Source organism: Photobacterium makurazakiensis, from assembly GCF_050336715.1.
GTDB lineage: Bacteria > Pseudomonadota > Gammaproteobacteria > Enterobacterales > Vibrionaceae > Photobacterium > Photobacterium makurazakiensis.
The window spans coordinates 59113-81477 of the sequence record NZ_JAKJSJ010000033.1 but is presented as its reverse complement, the minus strand read 5'-3'; the positions used below and the strand labels follow the sequence as shown (position 1 = coordinate 81477).

19 protein-coding genes and 3 tRNA genes are annotated in these 22365 nt (G+C 45.4%); 13 read left to right on the top strand and 9 right to left on the bottom strand.

Annotated elements, in window-relative coordinates:
• Nucleotides 1-94 precede the first annotated feature (94 nt).
• The 4 genes from L4D09_RS15850 to orn form a co-directional block, all read right to left on the bottom strand.
• Nucleotides 95-171, bottom strand: a tRNA-Met gene (locus L4D09_RS15850).
• Nucleotides 172-244: 73 nt separating this feature from the next.
• A tRNA-Gly gene (locus L4D09_RS15845) sits at nt 245-320 on the bottom strand.
• Between the two features lie 24 nt (nt 321-344).
• Nucleotides 345-421 (bottom strand) — tRNA-Met (locus L4D09_RS15840).
• Between the two features lie 130 nt (nt 422-551).
• Nucleotides 552-1097, bottom strand: a complete 546-nt coding sequence (gene orn, locus L4D09_RS15835) for an oligoribonuclease (RefSeq protein WP_428458481.1) — start codon at nt 1095-1097, stop codon at nt 552-554.
• Between the two features lie 138 nt (nt 1098-1235).
• On the opposite strand from orn, the gene rsgA reads away from it, so the two are divergent.
• The 5 genes from rsgA (at nt 1236) to L4D09_RS15810 (ending at nt 8056) form a co-directional block, all read left to right on the top strand.
• Nucleotides 1236-2288, top strand: coding sequence for a small ribosomal subunit biogenesis GTPase RsgA (rsgA, locus tag L4D09_RS15830; protein WP_428458480.1), 1053 nt, complete (start codon nt 1236-1238; stop codon nt 2286-2288).
• Nucleotides 2289-2519: 231 nt separating this feature from the next.
• Nucleotides 2520-3401 carry an archaetidylserine decarboxylase gene (gene asd / locus L4D09_RS15825; protein ID WP_428458479.1) on the top strand — a complete coding sequence of 294 codons (882 nt, stop codon included), beginning with the start codon at nt 2520-2522 and terminating at the stop codon, nt 3399-3401.
• A gap of 135 nt (nt 3402-3536) precedes the next feature.
• Nucleotides 3537-4952, top strand: coding sequence for an SLC13 family permease (locus tag L4D09_RS15820; RefSeq protein ID WP_428458478.1), 1416 nt, complete (start codon nt 3537-3539; stop codon nt 4950-4952).
• A 230-nt stretch (nt 4953-5182) separates the two neighbouring features.
• Nucleotides 5183-7066: a methyl-accepting chemotaxis protein gene (locus tag L4D09_RS15815; RefSeq protein WP_428458477.1), complete on the top strand. Its 1884-nt coding sequence runs from the start codon at nt 5183-5185 to the stop codon at nt 7064-7066.
• Nucleotides 7067-7330: 264 nt separating this feature from the next.
• Entirely contained in the window at nt 7331-8056 is a 726-nt protein-coding gene (locus L4D09_RS15810) for a carbonic anhydrase (protein WP_428458476.1), read from the top strand.
• A 279-nt stretch (nt 8057-8335) separates the two neighbouring features.
• Here L4D09_RS15810 and epmA read toward each other — a convergent pair whose 3' ends face one another.
• Nucleotides 8336-9307 carry an elongation factor P--(R)-beta-lysine ligase gene (gene epmA / locus L4D09_RS15805; RefSeq protein ID WP_428458475.1) on the bottom strand — a complete coding sequence of 324 codons (972 nt, stop codon included), beginning with the start codon at nt 9305-9307 and terminating at the stop codon, nt 8336-8338.
• Between the two features lie 540 nt (nt 9308-9847).
• Between epmA and frdA the strand changes: the two genes are divergently transcribed.
• The 4 genes from frdA to frdD are packed head-to-tail and all read left to right on the top strand — an operon-like array spanning nt 9848 to nt 13161.
• Nucleotides 9848-11662, top strand: coding sequence for a fumarate reductase (quinol) flavoprotein subunit (gene frdA / locus L4D09_RS15800; protein WP_428458474.1), 1815 nt, complete (start codon nt 9848-9850; stop codon nt 11660-11662).
• Entirely contained in the window at nt 11662-12402 is a 741-nt protein-coding gene (locus tag L4D09_RS15795; RefSeq protein ID WP_428458473.1) for a succinate dehydrogenase/fumarate reductase iron-sulfur subunit, read from the top strand. Before frdA ends, L4D09_RS15795 begins: the two co-directional genes overlap by 1 nt.
• 2 nt (nt 12403-12404) lie before the next feature.
• The gene (frdC, locus tag L4D09_RS15790) at nt 12405-12788 is read left to right on the top strand and encodes a fumarate reductase subunit FrdC (RefSeq protein ID WP_428458472.1); all 384 of its coding nucleotides are present in this window, start codon (nt 12405-12407) and stop codon (nt 12786-12788) included.
• Nucleotides 12789-12798: 10 nt separating this feature from the next.
• A complete protein-coding gene (gene frdD, locus L4D09_RS15785) occupies nt 12799-13161 on the top strand; it encodes a fumarate reductase subunit FrdD (RefSeq protein WP_428458471.1) in 363 nt (120 codons plus the stop codon).
• A 148-nt stretch (nt 13162-13309) separates the two neighbouring features.
• On the opposite strand, the gene efp is transcribed toward frdD, so the two are convergent.
• Entirely contained in the window at nt 13310-13876 is a 567-nt protein-coding gene (gene efp, locus L4D09_RS15780; protein ID WP_428458470.1) for an elongation factor P, read from the bottom strand.
• 33 nt (nt 13877-13909) lie between these two features.
• On the opposite strand from efp, the gene epmB reads away from it, so the two are divergent.
• From epmB to L4D09_RS15765, 3 genes are all read left to right on the top strand, one after another.
• Nucleotides 13910-14932 carry an EF-P beta-lysylation protein EpmB gene (gene epmB, locus L4D09_RS15775; RefSeq protein WP_428458469.1) on the top strand — a complete coding sequence of 341 codons (1023 nt, stop codon included), beginning with the start codon at nt 13910-13912 and terminating at the stop codon, nt 14930-14932.
• Nucleotides 14933-15664: 732 nt separating this feature from the next.
• Nucleotides 15665-16570: a 30S ribosomal protein S6--L-glutamate ligase gene (rimK, locus tag L4D09_RS15770; RefSeq protein WP_428458468.1), complete on the top strand. Its 906-nt coding sequence runs from the start codon at nt 15665-15667 to the stop codon at nt 16568-16570.
• Between the two features lie 81 nt (nt 16571-16651).
• A complete protein-coding gene (locus L4D09_RS15765) occupies nt 16652-17155 on the top strand; it encodes an MgtC/SapB family protein (protein WP_428458467.1) in 504 nt (167 codons plus the stop codon).
• 612 nt (nt 17156-17767) lie between these two features.
• Here L4D09_RS15765 and groL read toward each other — a convergent pair.
• Together groL and L4D09_RS15755 are read right to left on the bottom strand one after the other, a co-directional pair.
• A complete protein-coding gene (gene groL, locus L4D09_RS15760; protein ID WP_428458466.1) occupies nt 17768-19414 on the bottom strand; it encodes a chaperonin GroEL in 1647 nt (548 codons plus the stop codon).
• Nucleotides 19415-19455: 41 nt separating this feature from the next.
• Nucleotides 19456-19746 (bottom strand): co-chaperone GroES, encoded by a 291-nt coding sequence (locus tag L4D09_RS15755; protein WP_036832752.1) that lies wholly within the window; start codon nt 19744-19746, stop codon nt 19456-19458.
• A 210-nt stretch (nt 19747-19956) separates the two neighbouring features.
• On the opposite strand from L4D09_RS15755, the gene L4D09_RS15750 reads away from it, so the two are divergent.
• Nucleotides 19957-21324, top strand: coding sequence for an MATE family efflux transporter (locus tag L4D09_RS15750; protein WP_428458465.1), 1368 nt, complete (start codon nt 19957-19959; stop codon nt 21322-21324).
• A 120-nt stretch (nt 21325-21444) separates the two neighbouring features.
• Here the strand turns inward: L4D09_RS15750 and L4D09_RS15745 are convergent, their stop codons facing one another.
• The gene (locus tag L4D09_RS15745) at nt 21445-22002 is read right to left on the bottom strand and encodes an FxsA family protein (protein ID WP_428458464.1); all 558 of its coding nucleotides are present in this window, start codon (nt 22000-22002) and stop codon (nt 21445-21447) included.
• Between the last annotated feature and the right edge of the window lie 363 nt (nt 22003-22365).

The following is a 22365-nucleotide window of genomic DNA, read 5'->3' as shown; positions in this document are numbered from 1 at the left end:
GACACACGAGGTTCGAACTCGTGACCTCAACCTTGGCAAGGTTGCGCTCTACCAGCTGAGCTAGTGTCGCATGCTTGTATTTCAACAAGTAAATTGGTTGCGGGAGCAGGATTTGAACCTACGACCTTCGGGTTATGAGCCCGACGAGCTACCAAGCTGCTCCATCCCGCGTCCGATTTATATCTCACCGTTAAAGTACGGTAACAACTATTGTTCTCACAGTCAGCGACTGAAAAAACCAATTTGGAGCGACACACGAGGTTCGAACTCGTGACCTCAACCTTGGCAAGGTTGCGCTCTACCAGCTGAGCTAGTGTCGCATGCTTGTATTTCAACAAGTAAATTGGTTGCGGGAGCAGGATTTGAACCTACGACCTTCGGGTTATGAGCCCGACGAGCTACCAAGCTGCTCCATCCCGCGTCCGATTTATTGAAAAGCAAAACAAATTAAGAATTGCCGTTCGAGGCTGCGCATTATACGAGGAAAATTGACGGATGCAATAGTTCTCAAAAAAAATATGTTCACTACGTCACAACCGCCTAATATTGCATCAAATATTGAAGATCTGCTCGCGATAAAAGCGCAATTCTTGAATCGAATCACGAATATCATCGAGTGCAAGATGACTGCCTTTCTTATGAAGCCCATCAAGTACTTCTGGCTTCCAACGACGCGTCAACTCTTTGAGCGTACTGACATCCAAATAGCGGTAGTGAAAATACTGCTCTAGTTCTGGCATGTGCTTATATAAGAAACGACGATCTTGTCCAATACTGTTCCCACAGATTGGTGACGCCCCTTTCGGTACCCATTGTTCTAAAAACGTAATAGTCTGGCGTACAGCTTCAGATTCAGTGACACTGGTTTGACGAACACGCTCCACTAATCCGCTATTGGTGTGGGTAGTCGTGCACCATTCATCCATTTTTTCCAGTTCAGATTCTGGTTGATGAATTGCTAACACTGGACCTTCAGCTAAAATATTAAGCTGTGCATCTGTAACAATTGTTGCTATTTCAATGATTTGATGTGTTTCAGGATCAAGCCCTGTCATTTCCAAATCAATCCAAATAAGATTCTGATCGCTGATCGTCATCGGATATTGCCTATTCTATGAGTAAACCATGTATGATAATACCAAACGCAGCGGTTGTCTGATTGCTTTACTTAAGCATATGCTTACTCCGCTAACGCTGGTATTTTACCGTAAGCCAACTAACTGAACGATATTCTTGTGGCAAAAAAGAAAAAGCTTACCCAAGGTCAGAGTCGTCGCGTACGCTCAAACCAAAATAAACGACTAAATCGCGAAAAAGCCGACGTCCAATGGGATGAAGCGCTTCTTGAATCAGCCCGTGAGGGTCTGGTAATTACCCGTTTTGGTCAACATGCTGATGTCGAAGACCCTCAAACTGGGGTGATTCACCGCTGTAACCTACGCCGAAGCATCCAGAGCTTAGTCTCTGGTGATCGCGTGGTATGGCGTCCAGGTGTTGAGACATTACATGGAATTTCAGGTGTCGTTGAAGCCGTTCACGAACGTAAATCAGTACTGACTCGTCCTGATTACTATGATGGTGTCAAAGCTGTTGCTGCGAATGTTAACCGAATCATCATCGTTTCTGCGATTTTACCTGAGCTGTCACTCAATATAATCGATCGCTACTTGATTGCAGCCGAGACTGTCGGCATCGAACCTCTTATCGTATTGAATAAAGTTGATTTATTAGAGCCAGATGTTCGCAAACAAGTGGAAAAGACCCTTTCTCTTTACCAGAAAGTCGGCTACGAGCTACGCTATGTAAGCTCTGAAACCGGTGAAGGTATGGAAGAATTAAAAGATGACCTTAAAGACCGAGTAAATATCTTTGCGGGTCAATCTGGTGTGGGTAAATCGAGTATGATTAATACCCTTATGCCAGAGGTGGAAGCCGAAATCGGGGATGTTTCTGCAAACTCAGGCTTAGGGCAACACACCACGACGGCTGCCCGCCTTTACCATTTTGAACATGGTGGTGATCTCATTGATTCACCAGGAGTTCGTGAATTTGGTTTATGGCATCTAGAGCCAGAGCAGGTCACTAAGGCGTTTGTTGAATTCCGAGAATATTTAGGTGGCTGTAAGTTCCGTGACTGTAAGCACGGTAACGATCCGGGTTGTTTGATCCGTGAAGCTGTTGACGCTGGAAAAATCAGCCGTGAACGCTTTAAGAGCTACCATAAAATCATCGACAGCATGTCTGAGAATGTCGCTAACCGCCAATTCTCACGTAATAAGCCTGATTAATTCAGCACCTCAACTCCCCGATTTATCGGGGGGTTGCCTTATCATAACCCGCAATAGCAGAGCACTGACTTTCCTCACTAATTCAGGTATTATGCCTGATTCGAGTTGCTTAAATATCAAACTAAATACCGTCTAAGCGGCAATGTTTGTTGTTACCTACACAGCGCGTGTTTAGTTTAATATTGAGCAACTAATTCATTGATCGACTAACAGCTTCTGGAAAAAGACACCGTGAACGATAATTTCAAAATTGGCTTGCAGTACTGCGCGCCTAAACAAACTCTGACCCAGCTAGCAGGGAAACTTGCCTCAATGAAAGCGGGCAAACTCACCACCGCTGTTATCCGTTGGTTCATTCGCCGCTATGGCATTGATATGACACTCGCACATAACCCAGATCCTGCGGCTTATGCGACATTCAATGACTTTTTTGTTCGAGAGCTCAAAGATGGCGCTCGCCCAATCAATGATGAAGCACATATTATCAGTCACCCTGCTGATGCTTGTGTTAGTCAACTTGGCCCCATCACAGAAGGTCAGCTGATCCAAGCAAAGGGCCACACCTATGAAGCCGCTGAGCTATTAGGTGGTGACGCAGAGTTGGCAGCCGAGTTTCAAGACGGCCATTTTGCTACCCTGTACCTATCGCCAAAAGATTACCACCGTGTGCACATGCCATGCGATGGTACGCTACGTAAAATGATCTATGTGCCCGGCGAACTGTTCTCAGTTAATCCGCTAACCGCACAAAATGTACCGAACTTATTTGCCCGTAACGAACGTGTCGTTTGCATCTTCGATACTGAATTCGGCCCCGTCGCACAAGTACTGGTTGGCGCAACCATTGTCGGTAGTATTGAAACAGTATGGGCCGGTACCATTACGCCACCGCGTAGCCCTCGCGTTCACAACTGGGATTACCCAGCAGAAGGTGAGCAAGCGATTAAGCTAAAGAAAGGTGATGAAATGGGTCGCTTCAAACTGGGCTCTACTGTCATAAATTTGTTCCCGCAAAACGCAATTCGTTTCGTCGATGGGATGGAGCCAGGTCAGCCGACACTAATGGGATCTGCCTACGCTGAATTAACGGCTGTAGCACAACCAGAAGTGTAATGAGTTAACACTTTTTAACAAAAGGGGTGCATAGCACCCCTTTTTTTATGCAAAAAATTGACCATATCGAGGAATTTTTACCCACCTCAATAGTATGCTGTTTTACAGTCAATTACCCAAGCAAACCAACATACTATGAAAAAAATACATCTATCTCAGCTAATTAAGCTGTTGATTGCCTTCGGGATCCCGCTTGGGATACTGATGCTGCCAATCGACCTCATTCCTATCGACAACCTAACCCTGATCCAACATCGTCTCTTAGCTATTTTCGCCCTCGCAGCACTACTCTGGGTACTCGAGCCCGTACCAGTATTTGCAACTTCAATCCTGATTATTACCTCACAGTTAATTATGATCTCCGACAGCGGTCTGCATGCCTTTCGGGCACCACCTGCGGGTCATGAAATGGGAGAAGTGCTCAAATATACTGATATCCTCGGTTCCTTTTCATCGCCTATCATCATCTTGTTCATGGGGGGCTTTGCCCTTGCGATCTCTGCCTCCAAATATGAACTAGACAACAACTTGGCGCGGGTACTACTCAAACCGTTTGGCACCCAGCCTAAGTTCATTATGCTCGGGCTTATGCTGATCACAGCCGTGTTTTCAATGTTTATGTCGAACACTGCCACCACCGTGATGATGCTAGCACTACTCGCACCTATCGTTGCCTCTGTACCCAAAGGTGATATAGGGATCAAAGCATTAGTACTGTGTATTCCGATTGCAGCCAATACGGGTGGTATCGCAACACCCATTGGTACTCCACCGAATGCCATCGCACTCCAATACCTTACCGGCGAGCACAGTATCAGCTTCCTAGGCTGGATGATGATTGGTCTGCCGTTTGTGATCTTTCAATTGGCTTTTGCCTGGTGGTTGCTGCAAAAAATGTTTCCATCAACACAGAGCCATATGCACCTAAAGCTTGAAGGGCAATTCCAAAAAAGTTGGCAAGCCATTGTGGTCTATATCACCTTCGCCCTGACCATCTTGATGTGGATGACCAGTTCGCTCCATGGAATGAATGTCTATGTGGTGTCCATTATTCCGCTGGCCGTCTTCACCCTGACCGGGATCATGGGTAAAGAAGAGATCAAACTGATTAACTGGGAGGTGTTATGGTTGGTTGCTGGTGGTATCGCCATTGGCCTCGCGTTAGATAAAACAGGGCTTGCCGCCGCTCTAGCACATGCGGTGGACTATGACGCTTTATCACCCGTCGCAGTAGTGCTCACTCTATCTATCATCTGTTGGCTAATGGCAAACTTCATGTCCAACACTGCCACCGCCAACCTATTGATACCTATCGCAGCAGCGGTAGCGGCATCCATGGAGAGTCTGGTATCGATGGGTGGATTGCAAGGCGTGCTCGTGGTCGTCGCGTTCTCGGCGTCTCTCGGTATGATTTTACCAGTATCAACCCCACCAAACTCTTTGGCCTATTCCACAGGGCTAATTGAAAGCAAAGACATGGCAAAAACAGGACTTATTCTAGGCTTAGTCGGCCTTGCTGTCGTGTACACCGCTATGCTGATACTGACCTAACCTTAACGATCCATAACGACTGAAGGCTGCCTTAGCAGCCTTCATCACTTTTTCGCAATTGTCACTTTCTGTGAGCATAATTTTGTTACTCACCTCACGGAAATATTCACTAAATACCCCGATTATTACTCACTTTTTTCTTTCTTTTTCCAGCAACACTCATAACAACATAATAGCCGCAGGCATAACCAACTCACGATACCAACATATTGGTAGCCAAGAGAGATACTATGAAACTCACGATCAAACTAAAAATACAGATCGCCATAGCAGTGATCATTGCTTCCGTCAGTGCTGTTCAAGCATGGATATCCGTCACCCAATTAACCCAAGAAACAACCTCTTCCGTCACTAATCAGATGCGAGATAACAGCCATGCCACCAGTCGCTACATTACAGATTGGTTAGCCACTCGCGGTAACATGATGCTGGCCAATGAGCCGTTGATTGCGACACAAGACAATATTGATCGTGAGCTGCTGCTAACGAAACGGGCAGGGAATTTTCTGTCGGTATACGCAGGCTTCTCTGATGGATCGATAGCCTATGGTGATAAAACTGAAGACTGGCCTACAGGGTATGACCCACGTACTCGCCCTTGGTATCAAGATGCCACAAGCCAGAATCGTTTGATCATTACTGAGCCCTATCAAGATTTCGATGGCAGCATGGTCATCAGCGTTGCTAAAGCTTTTCAAGGGCAGCACAGTGGCGTGCTGGCTGCAGATTTAACCATTACCGATATTATTGATCAGGTACTCAACCTCAAACTCGACCATGATGGCTTCGCCTTTTTAGTTGATGGCAATAACAATATCGTCGCATACCGTGATGAATCACTCAGTCAGCAGCCCCTTACTCAACTCGATAACGAGCTGACCCCCAGCTTCATGAAGCAGCTTGAATCTGAGCAAACGATGCAGACTATTGCCCTTGAAAGCCAAGGCCGTGACATGCTGATCTTCGCTGTACCGATTGCAGGAACAGACTGGACTCTAGCCGTAATGGAAGATAAAGCATTAGCCTTCGCTTCAATTGGCGAGCAAATAACATTCATCGCGATTACGTCTGTCGTGCTTTATCTCATCATTGCTGTTATCGCGACACTGATCATCAATAGCCTATTGCGGCCTTTGGTCAACCTAAGCCAGTCTGTTGAACAATTGGCTCAGGGCAGTGGTGATCTAACTCAGCGCATTGACATTGAGCGTATGGATGAAATTGGTGAACTCGCCGATAACATGAACCGTTTTCTCGGTCAGCTGCAAACCATGATAAAAGGCATTGTAGCTCAGTCACATACTCTGGGTGAGCGAGCGACATTATCAGCAGCACAAACGGAAATAGCCTCACAGAAGGTGGCGGAGCAACAAAATGATGTCAACCAAATTGCAACGGCCATTCATGAGATGTCTGCGACATCAACAGAGGTCGCGAACCATGCCGAGATGACCGCTACAGCAGCACAGGCTTCAACCTCTGCTTGTGAGAAAGGCCAAGCCGTAATCGGTCAAAACCGCGATGCAATAACCTCACTCGCCAATCAAGTTCAAGACGCCGCCAGTGTGATCCACGAGCTCGAAAGTAATGCCCAGAACATCAACCAGATTTTATCAACCATTCAAGGTATCGCAGAGCAAACCAACCTACTCGCACTCAATGCCGCGATAGAAGCTGCGCGTGCTGGAGAGCAAGGGCGCGGCTTTGCCGTCGTCGCCGATGAAGTACGTGTGCTGAGCCAACGTACTCATGACTCAACAGAAGAAATCCGCAGTATGATTGACACCTTGCAAAAAAATACCCATCAAGCCGTTAACAGTATGCAAGCCAGCACTGAACTAGCAGGACAAAGCGTTGGTTTTGCTGAAAATGCCAGTGATAGCCTCAATCAAATCACCCTCGCAATCACCGAAATTTCAGAAATGGCGACCCACATAGCCAGTGCCGCAGAAGAACAGCGAGCGGTCAGTGCCGATATCAGCCGCAACACCCAGGCCATTAAGGATGTGTCTGATCACCTAGCGACACAAACAGGAGAGGTCAGCCAAAGTGCCCATGACATGCGTAGCTCAGCAGAGCAAATGCGCAATGATGTTTCCCGTTTCAATGTCTAACTATTAGCTCTCTCGTATCAAGCAGCCGTATCAATTGCGGCTGCTCTCCTTTCCTTGATCGCAAAATACGGTTAACGGCCTACAGCATATTGCGTAATTAGTTGCTATCTAGGGAAAAAATACTAATCACCAGCAACTAACCATGCCCTCACTTCCAATCTAGACATACACTGAAAAGACGCTGTCGCTCGTACCTTAAGCCATAATGATTGAGGGTATTAAAGCGAAGAAAAGATCAACAATGACAACAATAAGGTGAGCCCCATGAAGAAACGAACTGTTCAAACTTTAGTGTTAGCGATGTCGACCTGTTGGGCCGTCGCCAGCCACGCCGCAGAATGGAGCTATACCGGAGAGCACGGTGCCGAGCACTGGGGAGATACGTTTGCAACCTGCGGTGAAGGCATGAATCAAACACCAATTGATGTCACCAATGCCATAAAGGCTGAACTTGTGCCATTACACATTGACTATCAGGGAAGCATTAAAGAAATCATCAATAATGGCCACACGATTCAGGCCAACATCACAGGCGACAATACATTGACCGTCGATGACGAACAATTTGAGCTTAAACAATTCCACTTTCATACCCCATCTGAAAACTACATTAACGGTAAGCAGTACCCGCTTGAAGCCCATTTCGTTCATGCCAACCAACAAGGCCAGCTTGCAGTTCTCGCCGTGATGTTTAACACCGGTCCTCGTGCCAATGACCAACTCAACATACTGCTAGAAACCATACCTAAAAAAGACACTGCCACCCAGTTAACCAGTACATTCAACCCTGCCGATCTCTTACCACGAGATCGAGAATATTATCGCTTCAACGGCTCGTTAACCACCCCGCCATGCAGTGAAGGGGTACGCTGGTTCATGATGAAAGATCATCAATCAGGCTCTGAAAAACAGGTTGGTTCACTTCACGATGTAATGGGTGACAATGCTAGACCGCTCCAGTCATTGAATGCGCGGGTTATTCTTGAATAGATGAGAGCTAGCACCCAATTACAATTGATAACCATTTGCATTTGGTGCTGGGATTGGCTATGATTTAGCCCGATTTGATAAGACGTCTTGAAATCCTAACTTGCCGTTTATCTGATAAAGCATGGAAACCAAAATACTCGCTGTTCCCCCAGCATATTGGCCATGGCCCAACATTTTTGGGTCAGCTGTTCGATGAACATTGTTATTGCTTCACCTGATAACAAAAAGCGCGGCAAATTGCCGCGCTGTTCATTGGGCATAACGTCAACCCGATCTTTGTTACGCAATTTCGATCGGGAAAGCAGTTACCTGATCAATGTGATCCAATTGCTGCGCCAGCATGATCAACCGATCAATCCCCAGAGCAACACCGGCACAATCAGGAAAGCCTGCTTTTAACGCATCAACCAAGTGCATGTCTATCGGTTGTGGAGTTAAGCCCATGTTTTTTCGCTTACTGTTATCTTGTTCAAAACGCGTTAATTGCTCATCGCCATCAGACAACTCATGAAAGCCGTTCGCTAACTCAATGCCTTTGAAATACACCTCAAAACGCTCTGCTACTCGGTTATCTGTCGGGTTAATTTGTGCTAATGCGGCTTGTGAGGCAGGAAAATCATACACAAATACCGGCACCTGCTGACCAACCTTACCTTCCACCCCAACACTGAATAATAGTTGTAATAAGGTATCGCGATCGTCTTCTGGCTCAGCGATATCAGATAAGCCAAGCGTTGCCGCCGCAACTTTCAACTCTGCCATTGAGCCCTCTAAAGGACAAACCCCCAAGATATTGATAAATGCTTGCTGATAAGTCAGCCGCTCAGCCTGACCACACTGTAATACCAACTGGAGTAGTTCATCCATTTCATCCATCAAAGCATGATGATCAAACCCAGGTCGATACCATTCCAACATGGTAAATTCCGGATTATGAAAACGCCCTGATTCTTCATTACGGAAAGATTTGCAGATCTGATAAATGGCTCCACTACCCGCAGCAAGCAAGCGCTTCATATGGAACTCTGGACTCGTCATTAAATACAGTCGTTGGCCATTGGCAAATCCAGGCCCAACAAACTCAGTTTGAAAAGTATGCAAGTGAATATCTGTGACCGTGGCTTGGCTCATGGCAGGAGTATCTACTTCCATGACTTCACGCTGAGAAAAAAAGTCACGGATCATTGCGAGGGTTGCCGCTCGCTGTTTCAATTGCAAAATGCTTGCCGTCGGCTGCCAATGCATAGTCATCGCTGGAATTCACCTTCATTGAGATACGATATAGGCCGTGATTTTAGCAAAAGTCACGGATGCTCACAGTCATACCGATAAAATTCTTTGGCTGCCCATAATATGACAACTTATGAAAAATAATGATCGCCACATCGCTAAAGTTAACGCATTTCAAACACGATAAAAAAACAGAAAATTAACAAGAAACCCACAAGATAGGCATTGAAGCAACAACAACAAGAAACCAGTAGCACAATACCATTTGGTTCTTTTTTTATATTAATGACTTACAACCAAACCTCGAAACACACTGTTAATGAGCCAGAAACAATTCATACATTTTATTTCGGTTAATTAACAAGCACAAAACATTACAAATTGTGATAATTATCACAATTTTTGTAATCACCTTATACTTTTGGGCTATTTCATTAAAAAAGCTGCGTCTAAATCAAATTTTCTATCGTTATTGTTTCATAGAATGGGGGCAGGATTTCAAGGATTAGTACGCTCAGGCGTACTTTTTTAATTTTATCGTCTTACCTTCGGAGGATAACTGTGAAGACTATAACCACAGATATCGCTGTAATCGGCGCAGGTGGTGCAGGCCTACGTGCTGCTATCGCTGCTACAGAAGCAAACCCAGACTTAGAAATTGCACTTATTTCTAAAGTTTACCCAATGCGCTCTCATACCGTAGCTGCAGAGGGTGGCTCCGCTGCCGTCATCAAGGATGAGGATAGCTTAGACAACCACTTCAACGACACCGTTGGTGGTGGCGACTGGCTATGTGAACAGGACGTTGTTGAATATTTTGTAGAGAATGCGACTCGCGAAATGACCCAGCTAGAACAATGGGGTTGTCCGTGGAGCCGTAAAGACAATGGTGATGTTAACGTTCGTCGCTTCGGCGGTATGAAAGTTGAGCGTACATGGTTCGCAGCCGATAAAACTGGCTTCCACATGTTACACACGCTGTTCCAAACATCTATCAAGTACAGCCAAATCAATCGCTTTGATGAGTACTTCGTTGTTGATCTACTTGTAGAGGAAGGTGAAGTTCAAGGTCTTGTGGCTATCCACATGTCTGAAGGCGAACTGATCTGTATTAAAGCTAAATCTGTTGTGCTAGCAACAGGTGGTGCAGGCCGCGTGTACAACTGTAACACTAACGGTGGCATTGTTACTGGTGACGGTATGGCAATGGCCTTCCGCCACGGTGTTCCGCTACGTGACATGGAATTTGTTCAGTACCACCCAACCGGTCTTCCAGGCACCGGTATCCTGATGACCGAAGGTTGTCGTGGTGAAGGTGGTATCATGCTGAACAAAAATGGTTACCGCTACCTACAAGATTATGGCATGGGCCCTGAGACTCCAATCGGTCAGCCAAAGAACAAATACATGGAACTGGGTCCTCGTGACAAGGTTTCTCAAGCATTCTGGCATGAGCAGCAAAAAGGTAACACTATCCAGCACCCACTGGGTGATGTTGTACACCTTGATCTTCGCCACCTAGGTAAAGAATACCTGCACGAGCGCTTACCGTTCATCTGTGAGCTAGCAAAAGCTTACGTGAATGTTGATCCAGCAGAAGAGCCAGTGCCAATTCGCCCAACCGTACACTACACCATGGGTGGTATCGAAACTGACAAGCACAACGAAACACGCATCAAAGGCCTATACGCTGTTGGTGAATGTTCGTCTGTGGGTCTACACGGTGCAAACCGTCTAGGTTCTAACTCACTGGCTGAGCTTGTAGTATTTGGTCGCCTTGCGGGTGAAGGCGCAGCAAAACGTGCTGAAGAGTTCAAAGGCTGGAACGAAGAATCTATCACACAACAGATTCAAGCCGTTCAAGACCGCATTGATACCCTGATGACGCAAGAAGGCGACGAAAACTGGGCTGACATCCGTACTGAGATGGGTCACAGCATGGAAGCCGGTTGTGGTATCTACCGCCAAGAAGATCTGATGCAAGCGACTGTCGACAAGCTAGCGGAACTTCGTGCGCGTTACAAAAACATCAGCATCAAAGACAAAGGCAAAGTATTCAACACTGATTTGCTATACGCAATTGAAGTGGGTTACGGCCTAGAAGTTGCTGAAGCAATGGCTCACTCTGCGATTCAGCGTAAAGAGTCTCGTGGTGCACACCAACGTCTAGACGACGGTTGTACAGAGCGTGATGACGTGAACTTCCTGAAGCATACCCTTGCTTTCTTCAACGGTGATGATGCACCTCGCATTGAATACAGCGATGTCACTATCACTAAATCTCAGCCTAAAGCACGTCTATATGGTGCAGCGGCAGAAGAAGCAGCAGCGAAAGAAGCCGCTGAAGAAGCAGCGAAAAAAGAGGAGCAGGCATAATGTCAGGCAACCGTATCCAAAAAGTTGAAATTCTGCGTTATGACCCAGCAAAAGACGCAGAACCGTACTTCGAGCTATTTGAAGTACCGTTTAACGAAACCATGTCAGTTCTTGATGCGCTAGGTTACATCAAAGATAACCTAGACAAAGATCTGGCTTACCGCTGGTCTTGCCGCATGGCGATCTGTGGTTCTTGCGGCATGATGGTCAACAAGGTGCCAAAACTGGCCTGTAAGACTTTCCTACGTGATTACCCGAATGGCCTGAAGATCGAAGCACTGGCTAACTTTGCTATCGAGAAAGACCTTATTGTTGATATGACGCCGTTCATCGAGCGCCTAGAAGCAATTAAGCCTTACATCATCGGTAACGATCGTAAGCCAGAAGATGGTCCAAACAACCAAACACCTGAGCAAATGGCGAAATACAAGCAGTTTTCTAGCTGTATTAACTGTGGTCTATGCTACTCGGCTTGTCCTCAGTTTGGCCTGAACCCTGAGTTCATCGGTCCTGCTGCTCTAACCCTTGCACACCGCTACAACCTAGACAGCCGTGATAACGGTGCTGATGAGCGTATGAAGCTTATCAATGGTGAAAATGGTGCGTGGGGCTGTACATTTGTGGGTTACTGTTCTGAAGTTTGTCCGAAGAGCGTTGATCCAGCAGCAGCGGTTAACCAAGGTAAAGTGGAATCTTCGAAAGATTTCGTTATTGCCATGATCAAACCTCAGGAGGCATAAGGATGAGCAATCGTAAACCTTACGTTCGCGAAATGAAGCGCACATGGTGGAAGGATCACCCTTTCTACCGCTTCTACATGGTTCGTGAAGCAACAATTTTACCACTGATCTTTTTCACTATCTGTCTGACTTTCGGTCTAGGCAGCCTAGTAAAAGGCCCAGAAGCTTGGGCGGGTTGGTTAAACTTTATGTCTAACCCAATCGTTGTGGTATTGAACATTCTGGCTCTAGCAGGCAGCTTGTTCCACGCGCAAACTTTCTTCAGCATGATGCCTCAAGTTATGCCTATCCAGATCAAAGGTAAGAAACTGGATAAGAAAGTTGTTGTTCTGGCTCAGTGGGCTGCAGTTGCTGCAATTTCACTGTTCGTTCTAGTACTTGTTTAAGGAGAACCACGTGGTTAATCTAAATCCTAAACGTTCTGACGAGCCAGTATGGTGGGGTCTGTTTGGCGCTGGCGGTACTTGGTTTGCAATGCTAACACCAGTGACCGTACTTGTACTGGGCATCATGGTTCCACTAGGTATGCTTGATGCAGAAGCAATGAGCTACGAGCGTGTAACAGGTTTCGTGACTAGCATCATCGGTGCTCTATTCACTATCGCAACGCTTGCGCTACCAATGTGGCATGCAATGCACCGTTTACACCACGGTATGCATGACCTTAAGTTCCACACTGGCGTAGTTGGTAAAATCGCGTGTTACGCGACTGCCTTCTTAGTGTCTGCGCTGGCTGTGATTTTCGTATTCATGATCTAATCTTGATGCGAAAATAAAAAAGCACCGCAATGCGGTGCTTTTTTTATGCCTGCTAGTTCCACAGCTGAGTTATATGCTCCGTTGAACGGGATCACAGGCAACAAAAAAGGCCGCCAAGCGACCTTTTTTTATCAACATAGGGGGTGAATTACTTCACACGACCTACGTATTCGCCAGAGCGAGTATCAACCTTGACCACTTCACCAATTTGGATGAACAGTGGAACACGTACAACTGCACCTGTTACCAATGTTGCAGGCTTACCACCAGTACCCTGTGTATCGCCTTTTAGGCCAGGATCGGTTTCAGTCACTTCTAACTCTACGAAGTTTGGTGGGGTAACAACAATAGGGTTGCCATTCCACAGCGTTAACGTACAAGTGTTATTTTCTACCAGCCATTTAGCATTATCACCAACAGCTTTTACATCGGCAGCGATCTGCTCAAATGAAACGTTGTCCATGAAGTGGTAGAACTCGCCGTCGTTGTATAGGTAATCAAGCTCCATGTCGATTACGTCTGCAGCTTCAACTGACTCACCTGATTTGAAAGTCTTCTCAAGAACCTTGCCAGAAAGTAGCTTGCGGATCTTAACGCGGTTGAATGCTTGACCCTTACCAGGTTTAACAAATTCGTTTTCGATAATGACACATGGTTCATTATCTAGCATAATTTTCATTCCGCCGCGGAATTCATTGGTGCTGAAAGACGCCATTTCTATCCTCTTAACATCTTCGAGTTGTATTTAATGCCGCATATAATAACCCGAAACGCATCATCTGTTGAGCAAAACTGGCTTAATGATCTTGCTAATGCGATTTCTGATCCCTTTCTGCTCTTGAAAACCCTGAAAATCGATCCCACACCGTGGGAACAGGGTCTATCGGCTCGGGCGTTATTTGCGCTGCGTGTTCCTAAGAGCTTTGTCGAAAGAATGGAAATAGGCAACCCAAATGACCCTCTATTACGCCAAGTGCTGCCATTAGCAGAAGAGTTTGAGGTGCATGATGGCTATTCTCAGGATCCGTTAGATGAGCAAGATAACGCTATTCCTGGGCTTTTGCATAAGTATAAAAATCGCGTCTTGATGATTGTGAAGGGTGGATGCGCCGTCAATTGCCGGTATTGTTTCCGTCGCCACTTCCCCTACCAAGAGAACCAAGGTGGAAAGCGTAACTGGCAAATCGCCCTTGATTATATTGCGACTCAGCCACAGGTTAATGAAGTCATCTTATCGGGTGGTGACCCATTAATGGCGAAAGACAGTGAGCTTGAATGGCTCATCAAAGCCATAGAGACCATCCCGCACGTACAGCGCTTGCGAATCCATACCCGACTGCCTGTTGTGCTGCCCGCTCGAGTTAATAGTACGCTGTGCTACATACTGGCTCAGAGCCGCTTACAGACGGTGCTTGTCACTCACATTAACCATGCCAATGAGGTTAACGCAGAGCTCTCTGAAGCAATGAGCAAGCTGAAACAGGCTGATGTCACTCTGCTCAACCAAGGTGTGCTTTTAAAGGGCGTCAATGACTCAGTAGAGGCGCTTGTTGATTTGAGTGAAGCGCTGTTTAAAGCCGGTATTTTACCTTATTACCTGCACGTATTGGATAAAGTACAAGGCGCAGCCCACTTCATGGTCGATGATATGCAAGCTCGCCAACTAATGGCAGGGTTAATGCAGAACGTATCAGGCTACCTGGTACCTAAATTGACCCGTGAGATCGGTGGTCGTCACAGCAAAACCCCACTCGACCTTCACCTCGAATAGCGTTTCAGTCAGCTGGTGAGCAATATCGCCTCACCAGCGTACAGCTAACAAGGAAAGTAACAGCTAAAAGCAGCACAAAACAAACACCCTCTAAATAATGTCAAAAACACCACCTAACTATATGTTTTATATGAAATTAAATATCGTACAGCCTTTCAGGCTTTTCACTTGAAGAGCTACTGTAGATAAAAACCTTCATTCAACATAAAACCGAGCAGCAATCAGGCTTGATGGCAACTAAAAGCTGTACATTAAAGCTAAGTTTGAATTCAGCAGGAATTATCACTGGTAAATTACTGATTTGAAACGATATAAAAAGTGTGCAGCTTTTTTGGTTATTTCCCGAATGGAACATCATATGAAATAAGCTGCCAACCATGACTTTATGTACAGCTTATAATCACTTAAGCAACAAAAACATGCTCAAGTCCACATGTTACTACACCCCCAACCACAACCCGCGTAAGTTATTGATTATAATCAGAAAAATAATGTACAGCTTTCAGAGCTTTTTCCGCATGAAGCTTGCTATAGGTAAATTTCTTATTTAATTATCGGTGTTTAACGATAAATAAAAAAAATCACTCACCACGATAAAAAAAGATCATCGCCAATATGCTCGCTTTTTAGCCCGATGAAGCGCATAGTCGCGCTCCAAACTGCTGGCGAAGAAGGCAGCCAATCTTCTCTCTAAAGCAGCCTTAACCACTATTAACGAGAACGAGTATCGCAATGAAAATTGGCATTCTCTCCCAGAACGAAACCCTATATTCCACTCGCCGCTTACGTGAAGCCATAGAACAACGTGGCCATGAAGCGGTGATCATTAATGCACTACGCTGTTATATGAATATCAACTCGGTAAAGCCATCTATTCACTTTGAAGGCAGTGATCTTACCGGGTTTGATGCCATTATCCCGCGTATTGGAGCTGATATAACATTTTATGGCTGCTCGGTATTACGCCAATTCGAAATGATGGATGTATTTTCGGTCAATCAATCAATTGCGATCTCCCGCTCAAGAGACAAACTACGCTCGTTGCAGCTATTAAGCCGCAAAGGGGTCGGTATGCCGATCACTGGCTTTGCCAGTAAACCTGATGACGTACCCGATCTAATAAAAATGGTCGGCGGTGCACCTCTGGTGATCAAGCTCTTAGAAGGAACCCAAGGTATTGGGGTTGTATTGGCAGAAACTCAAAAAGCCGCCGAAAGTGTCATTGAAGCGTTTATGGGTCTGAAAGCCAATATAATGGTGCAGGAATATATCGAAGAAGCCGGGGGCGCTGATATTCGCTGTTTCGTTATCGGTGACAAAGTAATTGCAGCGATGAAACGCCAAGCGGCTGAAGGTGAGTTTCGCTCAAACTTACATCGTGGCGGGAGTGCGTCACTGATCAAGATCACACCAGAAGAACGTAAAACAGCCGTAGCGGCAGCAAAAGCGATGGGATTGAGTGTCGCAGGAGTCGATTTATTACGCTCTAAGCGTGGCCCACTGGTAATGGAAGTTAACTCTTCCCCTGGTCTTGAAGGCATTGAAACTGCAACCGGAAAAGATATAGCAGGCATGATTGTGGAATATATAGAAAAGCATGCCGCAAAAAAAAGCCGACGTCATTTATCACATCAATAAATGACAGCCAACACAAGGCGACATTAAACCGTTAAAAAGCAGCCTCGGCTGCTTTTTTAGTCGAATAGGAAACGTCACACTATGTGGCCTGATATAACGCCATTTACATGGCCGGCGTTGTTGCAATGCACTATCTGCGGAGCTCTTATTGGCGTAGAGCGTCAGATCAGGGGCAAGCCGGTAGGCATTCGAACGTCTAGCTTAATCATTATCGGCACCTATTGTTTTATTACTCTAGGCCAAACCGTATCTAACGATAACACTGATATTTCTCGTGTCATGTCGCAAATCATTACAGGGATAGGTTTTTTAGGTGCAGGGGTTATGATGAACCGCGATGGACAAATCCATGGTGTCACCTCAGCAGCTGTAATATGGATGCTTGCCGCCCTTGGAATCACCATTGGTTTTGATTATGGCAATACTGCTGTTGTTATGACAGGTGTCATTATCAGTATCTTATTGGGTGTCGATAAACTGGAAAACAGCCTACGGTTTCTCCGCAAAGGTGTTCACGCCCATTTAAGCGATCGCCGTCAACGTAAAAAAGGTAAACAATCACGAGCGATAAAAAGTGATGACTAGCCAGACATAAAAAACCGTATAAGGCAGCGAAAAGCTGTACAAATCATGGGGTTTGGTAGGACTCAATAATAACACATGTAAGTCATTGTTTTATTTGAGTATATATCCGTACAGCTTTTCTACCTTTTTCCCGTTAAAGCTTATAGGTAACTTTTTACTGTATAGAATATCACGGTGTACAGCCTACTCATGCAAATGCTGCTTTTTTATGATCATGCCATAACAAAAAACAACCCATGAGAAATCATCTCGTAAACCACTGATTGAATTCAATTTTATTATCGTACAGCTTTTGAGGCTTTTTATTAAAACAGCATTTGGCTAATTATATTCATATTAGTAATTAGTTCATCTCATAACGTGCAGCTTTTATCAAAAAAAGCAGCTAAAAGAAGAACAAAAGTAACATCATGACAACCCCTTAGCAGGCTCGTCGTAACTGGTTGATTTTAAATAAATAAAACCCCGTACAGCTTTTCGAGTAATTTATCAAGTAAACCACATTGTCTTTACGATGCTGATTTAGACCCGTTTACCCTATTTTTAGATAAAAAAAAGCCGACAGTATTCACTGTCGGCTTTCTTGAATCGCTTAGCTGGTAAGCCGGATGATTACATCATGCCGCCCATACCACCCATACCACCCATGCCGCCCATATCAGGCATTGCAGGTGCATCTTTTTGTGGTTGGTCAGTAATCATAGCTTCTGTTGTGATCATTAGACCCGCTACAGATGCTGCGAACTGAAGTGCTGAACGCGTTACTTTCGTAGGGTCAAGAATACCCATTTCAATCATATCGCCGTATTCACCCGTTGCTGCATTGTAGCCGTAGTTGCCTTCACCAGCGCGTACGTTGTTCGCAACAACTGATTCTTCATCACCTGCATTTTTAGTGATTTGACGAATCGGTGCTTCCATTGCGCGAAGGGCTACACGGATACCTACGTTTTGCTCTTCGTTGTCGCCTGTAAGGCCAGCAACTTTTGACGCAGCGCGGATTAGTGCAACACCACCACCAGCAACCACACCTTCTTCTACCGCTGCACGTGTTGCGTGTAGGGCATCTTCAACGCGGTCTTTTTTCTCTTTCATTTCAACTTCAGTCGCTGCGCCAACTTTGATCACTGCAACACCGCCTGCTAATTTAGCAACACGCTCTTGAAGTTTTTCTTTGTCGTAGTCAGAAGTTGCATCTTCAATTTGCTGACGAATTTGAGCAACGCGACCCGAAATCATCGTTTCTTCACCAGAACCATCGATGATAGTCGTGTTTTCTTTAGTGATAGAAATACGCTTCGCTTGACCAAGATCTTCTAGCTGAACTTTTTCTAGCTCTAGACCGATCTCTTCAGAGATAACCGTACCAGCAGTCAGTACCGCGATATCTTGTAGCATTGCTTTGCGGCGGTCACCGAAACCTGGTGCTTTAACAGCAGCAACTTTCACGATACCACGCATGTTATTCACAACTAGCGTTGCTAGTGCTTCACCTTCTACGTCTTCTGCAATGATAAGCAGTGGACGAGATGCTTTCGCTACGCCTTCAAGAGCAGGAAGTAATTCACGGATGTTTGATACTTTCTTGTCTACAAGAAGAATAAATGGGCTTTCTAGATCAACAGAACCAGCTTCTTGATTGTTGATGAAGTAAGGAGATAGGTAACCGCGGTCGAACTGCATACCTTCAACAACGTCTAGTTCGTCTTGAAGTGCCTGACCTTCTTCAACCGTAATAACACCATCACGGCCTACTTTTTCCATCGCTTCTGCGATTAAGTTACCCACAGTTGCATCAGAGTTAGCTGAAATAGTACCAACCTGAGCAATTGCTTTAGTGTCTGCACATGGAACAGACAGTTCTTTTAGCGATTCAACTGCAGCAACAACCGCTTTGTCGATACCACGCTTAAGATCCATTGGGTTCATGCCAGCAGCAACGGCTTTTAGGCCTTCTGCAATAATAGACTGAGCAAGAACAGTTGCTGTTGTTGTACCGTCACCCGCTGCATCATTGGCTTGTGATGCAACTTCTTTAACCATTTGTGCGCCCATGTTCTGGAATTTGTCTTCCAGTTCAATCTCACGCGCAACTGATACACCATCTTTAGTGATCGTTGGAGCACCAAATGATTTGTCTAGTACGACGTTACGACCCTTAGGGCCCAATGTTACTTTTACAGCGTCAGCTAGAACGTTAACACCTTCTAGCATTTTAATTCGAGCATCGTTACCAAACTTAACGTCTTTAGCAGCCATGTCTTTCTTCCTTTCTTAATTATTTATTTAAAGTGAACGGATTATTCAACGATTGCCATGATGTCATTTTCAGACATGATCAGGACTTCTTTACCGTCAATCTTTTCAGTTTTAGTGCCGTAGCCTTCTGCAAAGATCACAGTATCACCAACTTTAACGTCCAACGGTTGAACCGTGCCGTTTTCTAGAATGCGACCGTTACCTACTGCTAGTACTTTACCGCGAGTAGATTTTTCAGCTGCAGAACCAGTTAGAACAATGCCACCAGCAGATTTAGATTCAACTTCTTGGCGTTCAACGATAACTCGGTCATGTAAAGGACGAATGTTCATCGGTCGTCTCTCCTGATTTTGGTAATATCCATAGGATTAATAAAGTAGAGGAAGATGAGTCCCTTACTTTTTCTGATACATAAACATGTTGGGTCTTTTTTTGAGAACCCAAGCCCTAAGCGCTGTTTTTTTCAAAATTATCTGAGAGATTTTTTGCCCGATCACATTCTTTGCATTAGGGTAGGCAGGCATTTCTTTCCCGAGAGCACTATGGCAACCAATAAAACGCCGGATAAACACGGGTTGTTATCTGACCCTATCCCAGATGTACTCAGACGCCTAACCGTACCTATGGTGTTCGGGATGGTGGCGATCTTGATGTTTAATCTGGTTGATACCTTCTTTATTTCATTACTCGGTACTGATGCATTAGCAGCTGTAAGCTTTACCTTCCCAATTACTTTTGCCATCAATTGCATCACCATGGGGATCAGTGTTGGTATCTCAACCAGTATTGGTCGCCAACTAGGAAAAGGGACACCTCACCTCGCTGCTCGTTTAGCCACTCATGGCTTACTGTTAGCGGTAATAATGATGCTACTGGCTTCTGTCATTGGCCTTGTTACGATCTACCCGCTATTTGCATTAATAGGGGCAGAGCCCGAATTGCTGCCAATCATTCATGACTACATGTCTATTTGGTATCTCGCCATCCCACTGCTGGTTATCCCTATGGCGGGTAACAGTGCAATTCGCGCGACGGGCGATACCAAAACCCCCGCCAAGATCATGATGCTGGCAGGGGCGATCAACGGCGTGCTTGATCCTTTATTGATCTTTGGTGTTGGTCCATTCCCCGAACTAGGTGTAAAAGGGGCTGCGATTGCAAGTGGGATCAGCTGGGCATTTGCGCTAATTTATTCACTGTATATTTTGATCCACCGAGAGAAAATGGTCGCCAAACCACAGTGGTCAGCCATTTTCAAAGACTGGGGGCAAATATTACAAATCGGTACCCCCGCAGGCCTTTCTAATGCCCTAACCCCGCTGTCTGGGGCAGTATTGATGACATTGTTAGCCGCGCAAGGCACCGCTTCGGTTGCAGCCTATGGCGCAGCCATGCGTATTGAATCCATTTTAATCATCGTGATGATGGCACTAGGTTCGGCCTTGATGCCCTTTATGGCACAAAATTTAGGCGCCAATAAACCACAGCGTGCTTTTTCCGCTCTGTTTACTGCCATGCGATTTGCAATCGTCTTTCAGCTTTTGATCTTTATTATGATGGTGCCATTGAGCTGGCCACTGTCATCGCTATTTAGCCAAGACCAAGCCGTACAGGCACAGCTTTGGCACTATTTAATAGTTGTACCAATTAGTTACGGGCTACAAGCGGTATGTATGCTTTTGATCAGCGCACTTAACGCCATGCACCGTTCGCTACAAGCGCTGTTCTGGAATTTGTTCCGATTATTTGGCTTGCTGCTGCCAGCCGCATGGCTGGGCCGTGAACTATACGGTACAGAAGGACTATTTATCGGCATTGCCATTGCTAACATTATCAGTGGCTTCGGTGCTTATCTTTATGCACTAAAACTTCGTCGTCGCATGCAACTTGAAGCCTGGGCCTCGTCCTAGAGCCTAATTTCAAGGTTCAAAGTTCAAGTCGCCATTTCCCATATGAATAGCGTTAACAAAAAAGACAGCCTTGGCTGTCTTTTTTTGGTTTTTACACTTGGTCGCTGCTACGTCATGTTATTAACGTAAACGTGGCGTATCATCGTCGTCTTTTTGCTTATCTTTACGCTCAAACTCACCATCAAATACATCGCCACTCTGATCCTGATCGCGTGATGCCTTATTAAATGGATCAGCATCATGTTGGCCAAATGGGCTTTGACCATCAAAGCCTTGCCCACCACCGAAGCCAGCACTAAATCCAGACCCCGACGCCATACCCTGCACTTTTACACGGCTCATTAGTTGTTTGGCTAACATCGCACGCGGCGCAGGAAGCAACACCATCATACCCAATGCATCCGTCATAAAACCCGGCGTAAGTAATAGCACACCCGATACGGCTAACATTACCCCCTCAACAATCTGCTGAGCAGGTAACTCACCTTGCTGTAAGCGATTTTGCACCGACATTAATGTTGCAATCCCCTGACTACGCACTAAAGACGCACCCACAATAGCGGTTAACAGCACTAAGCCTATTGTCGGCCACATACCAAGAAAGCCGCCCACCTGTACAAACAAGGCTATTTCGACAATTGGTACGACAATAAAAAGAAACAATAGAATAGGAAACACGGCTTACCTCTTAATGGTTGGCTGTCTTGCAGGGTTGTAGTGTGGCACATAATGCGCATCTCACATGATTCCCCTACGCTTATAACAAATATTGGGAGCAATCAGACATTTTTCAACTCTGTAACGAGAGGATTAATTGCAACTATTTATTACAATACACTTGTTGTTGATATAAAACATAACTGTCACATCTTGTCATAATTGGTCATTTATCCTCATAAATCATGAGGGGATTGTTAACAGTATTTGTGATTAAGATCGCATTATTGTGCAAATGTTTTCACTCCAATTAAAAAAGTGATCTGGGTTATGTTTTTACCCCTAAAGGGGAGTATTATCGGCTTCAGACAAAAGGTGTCAGGT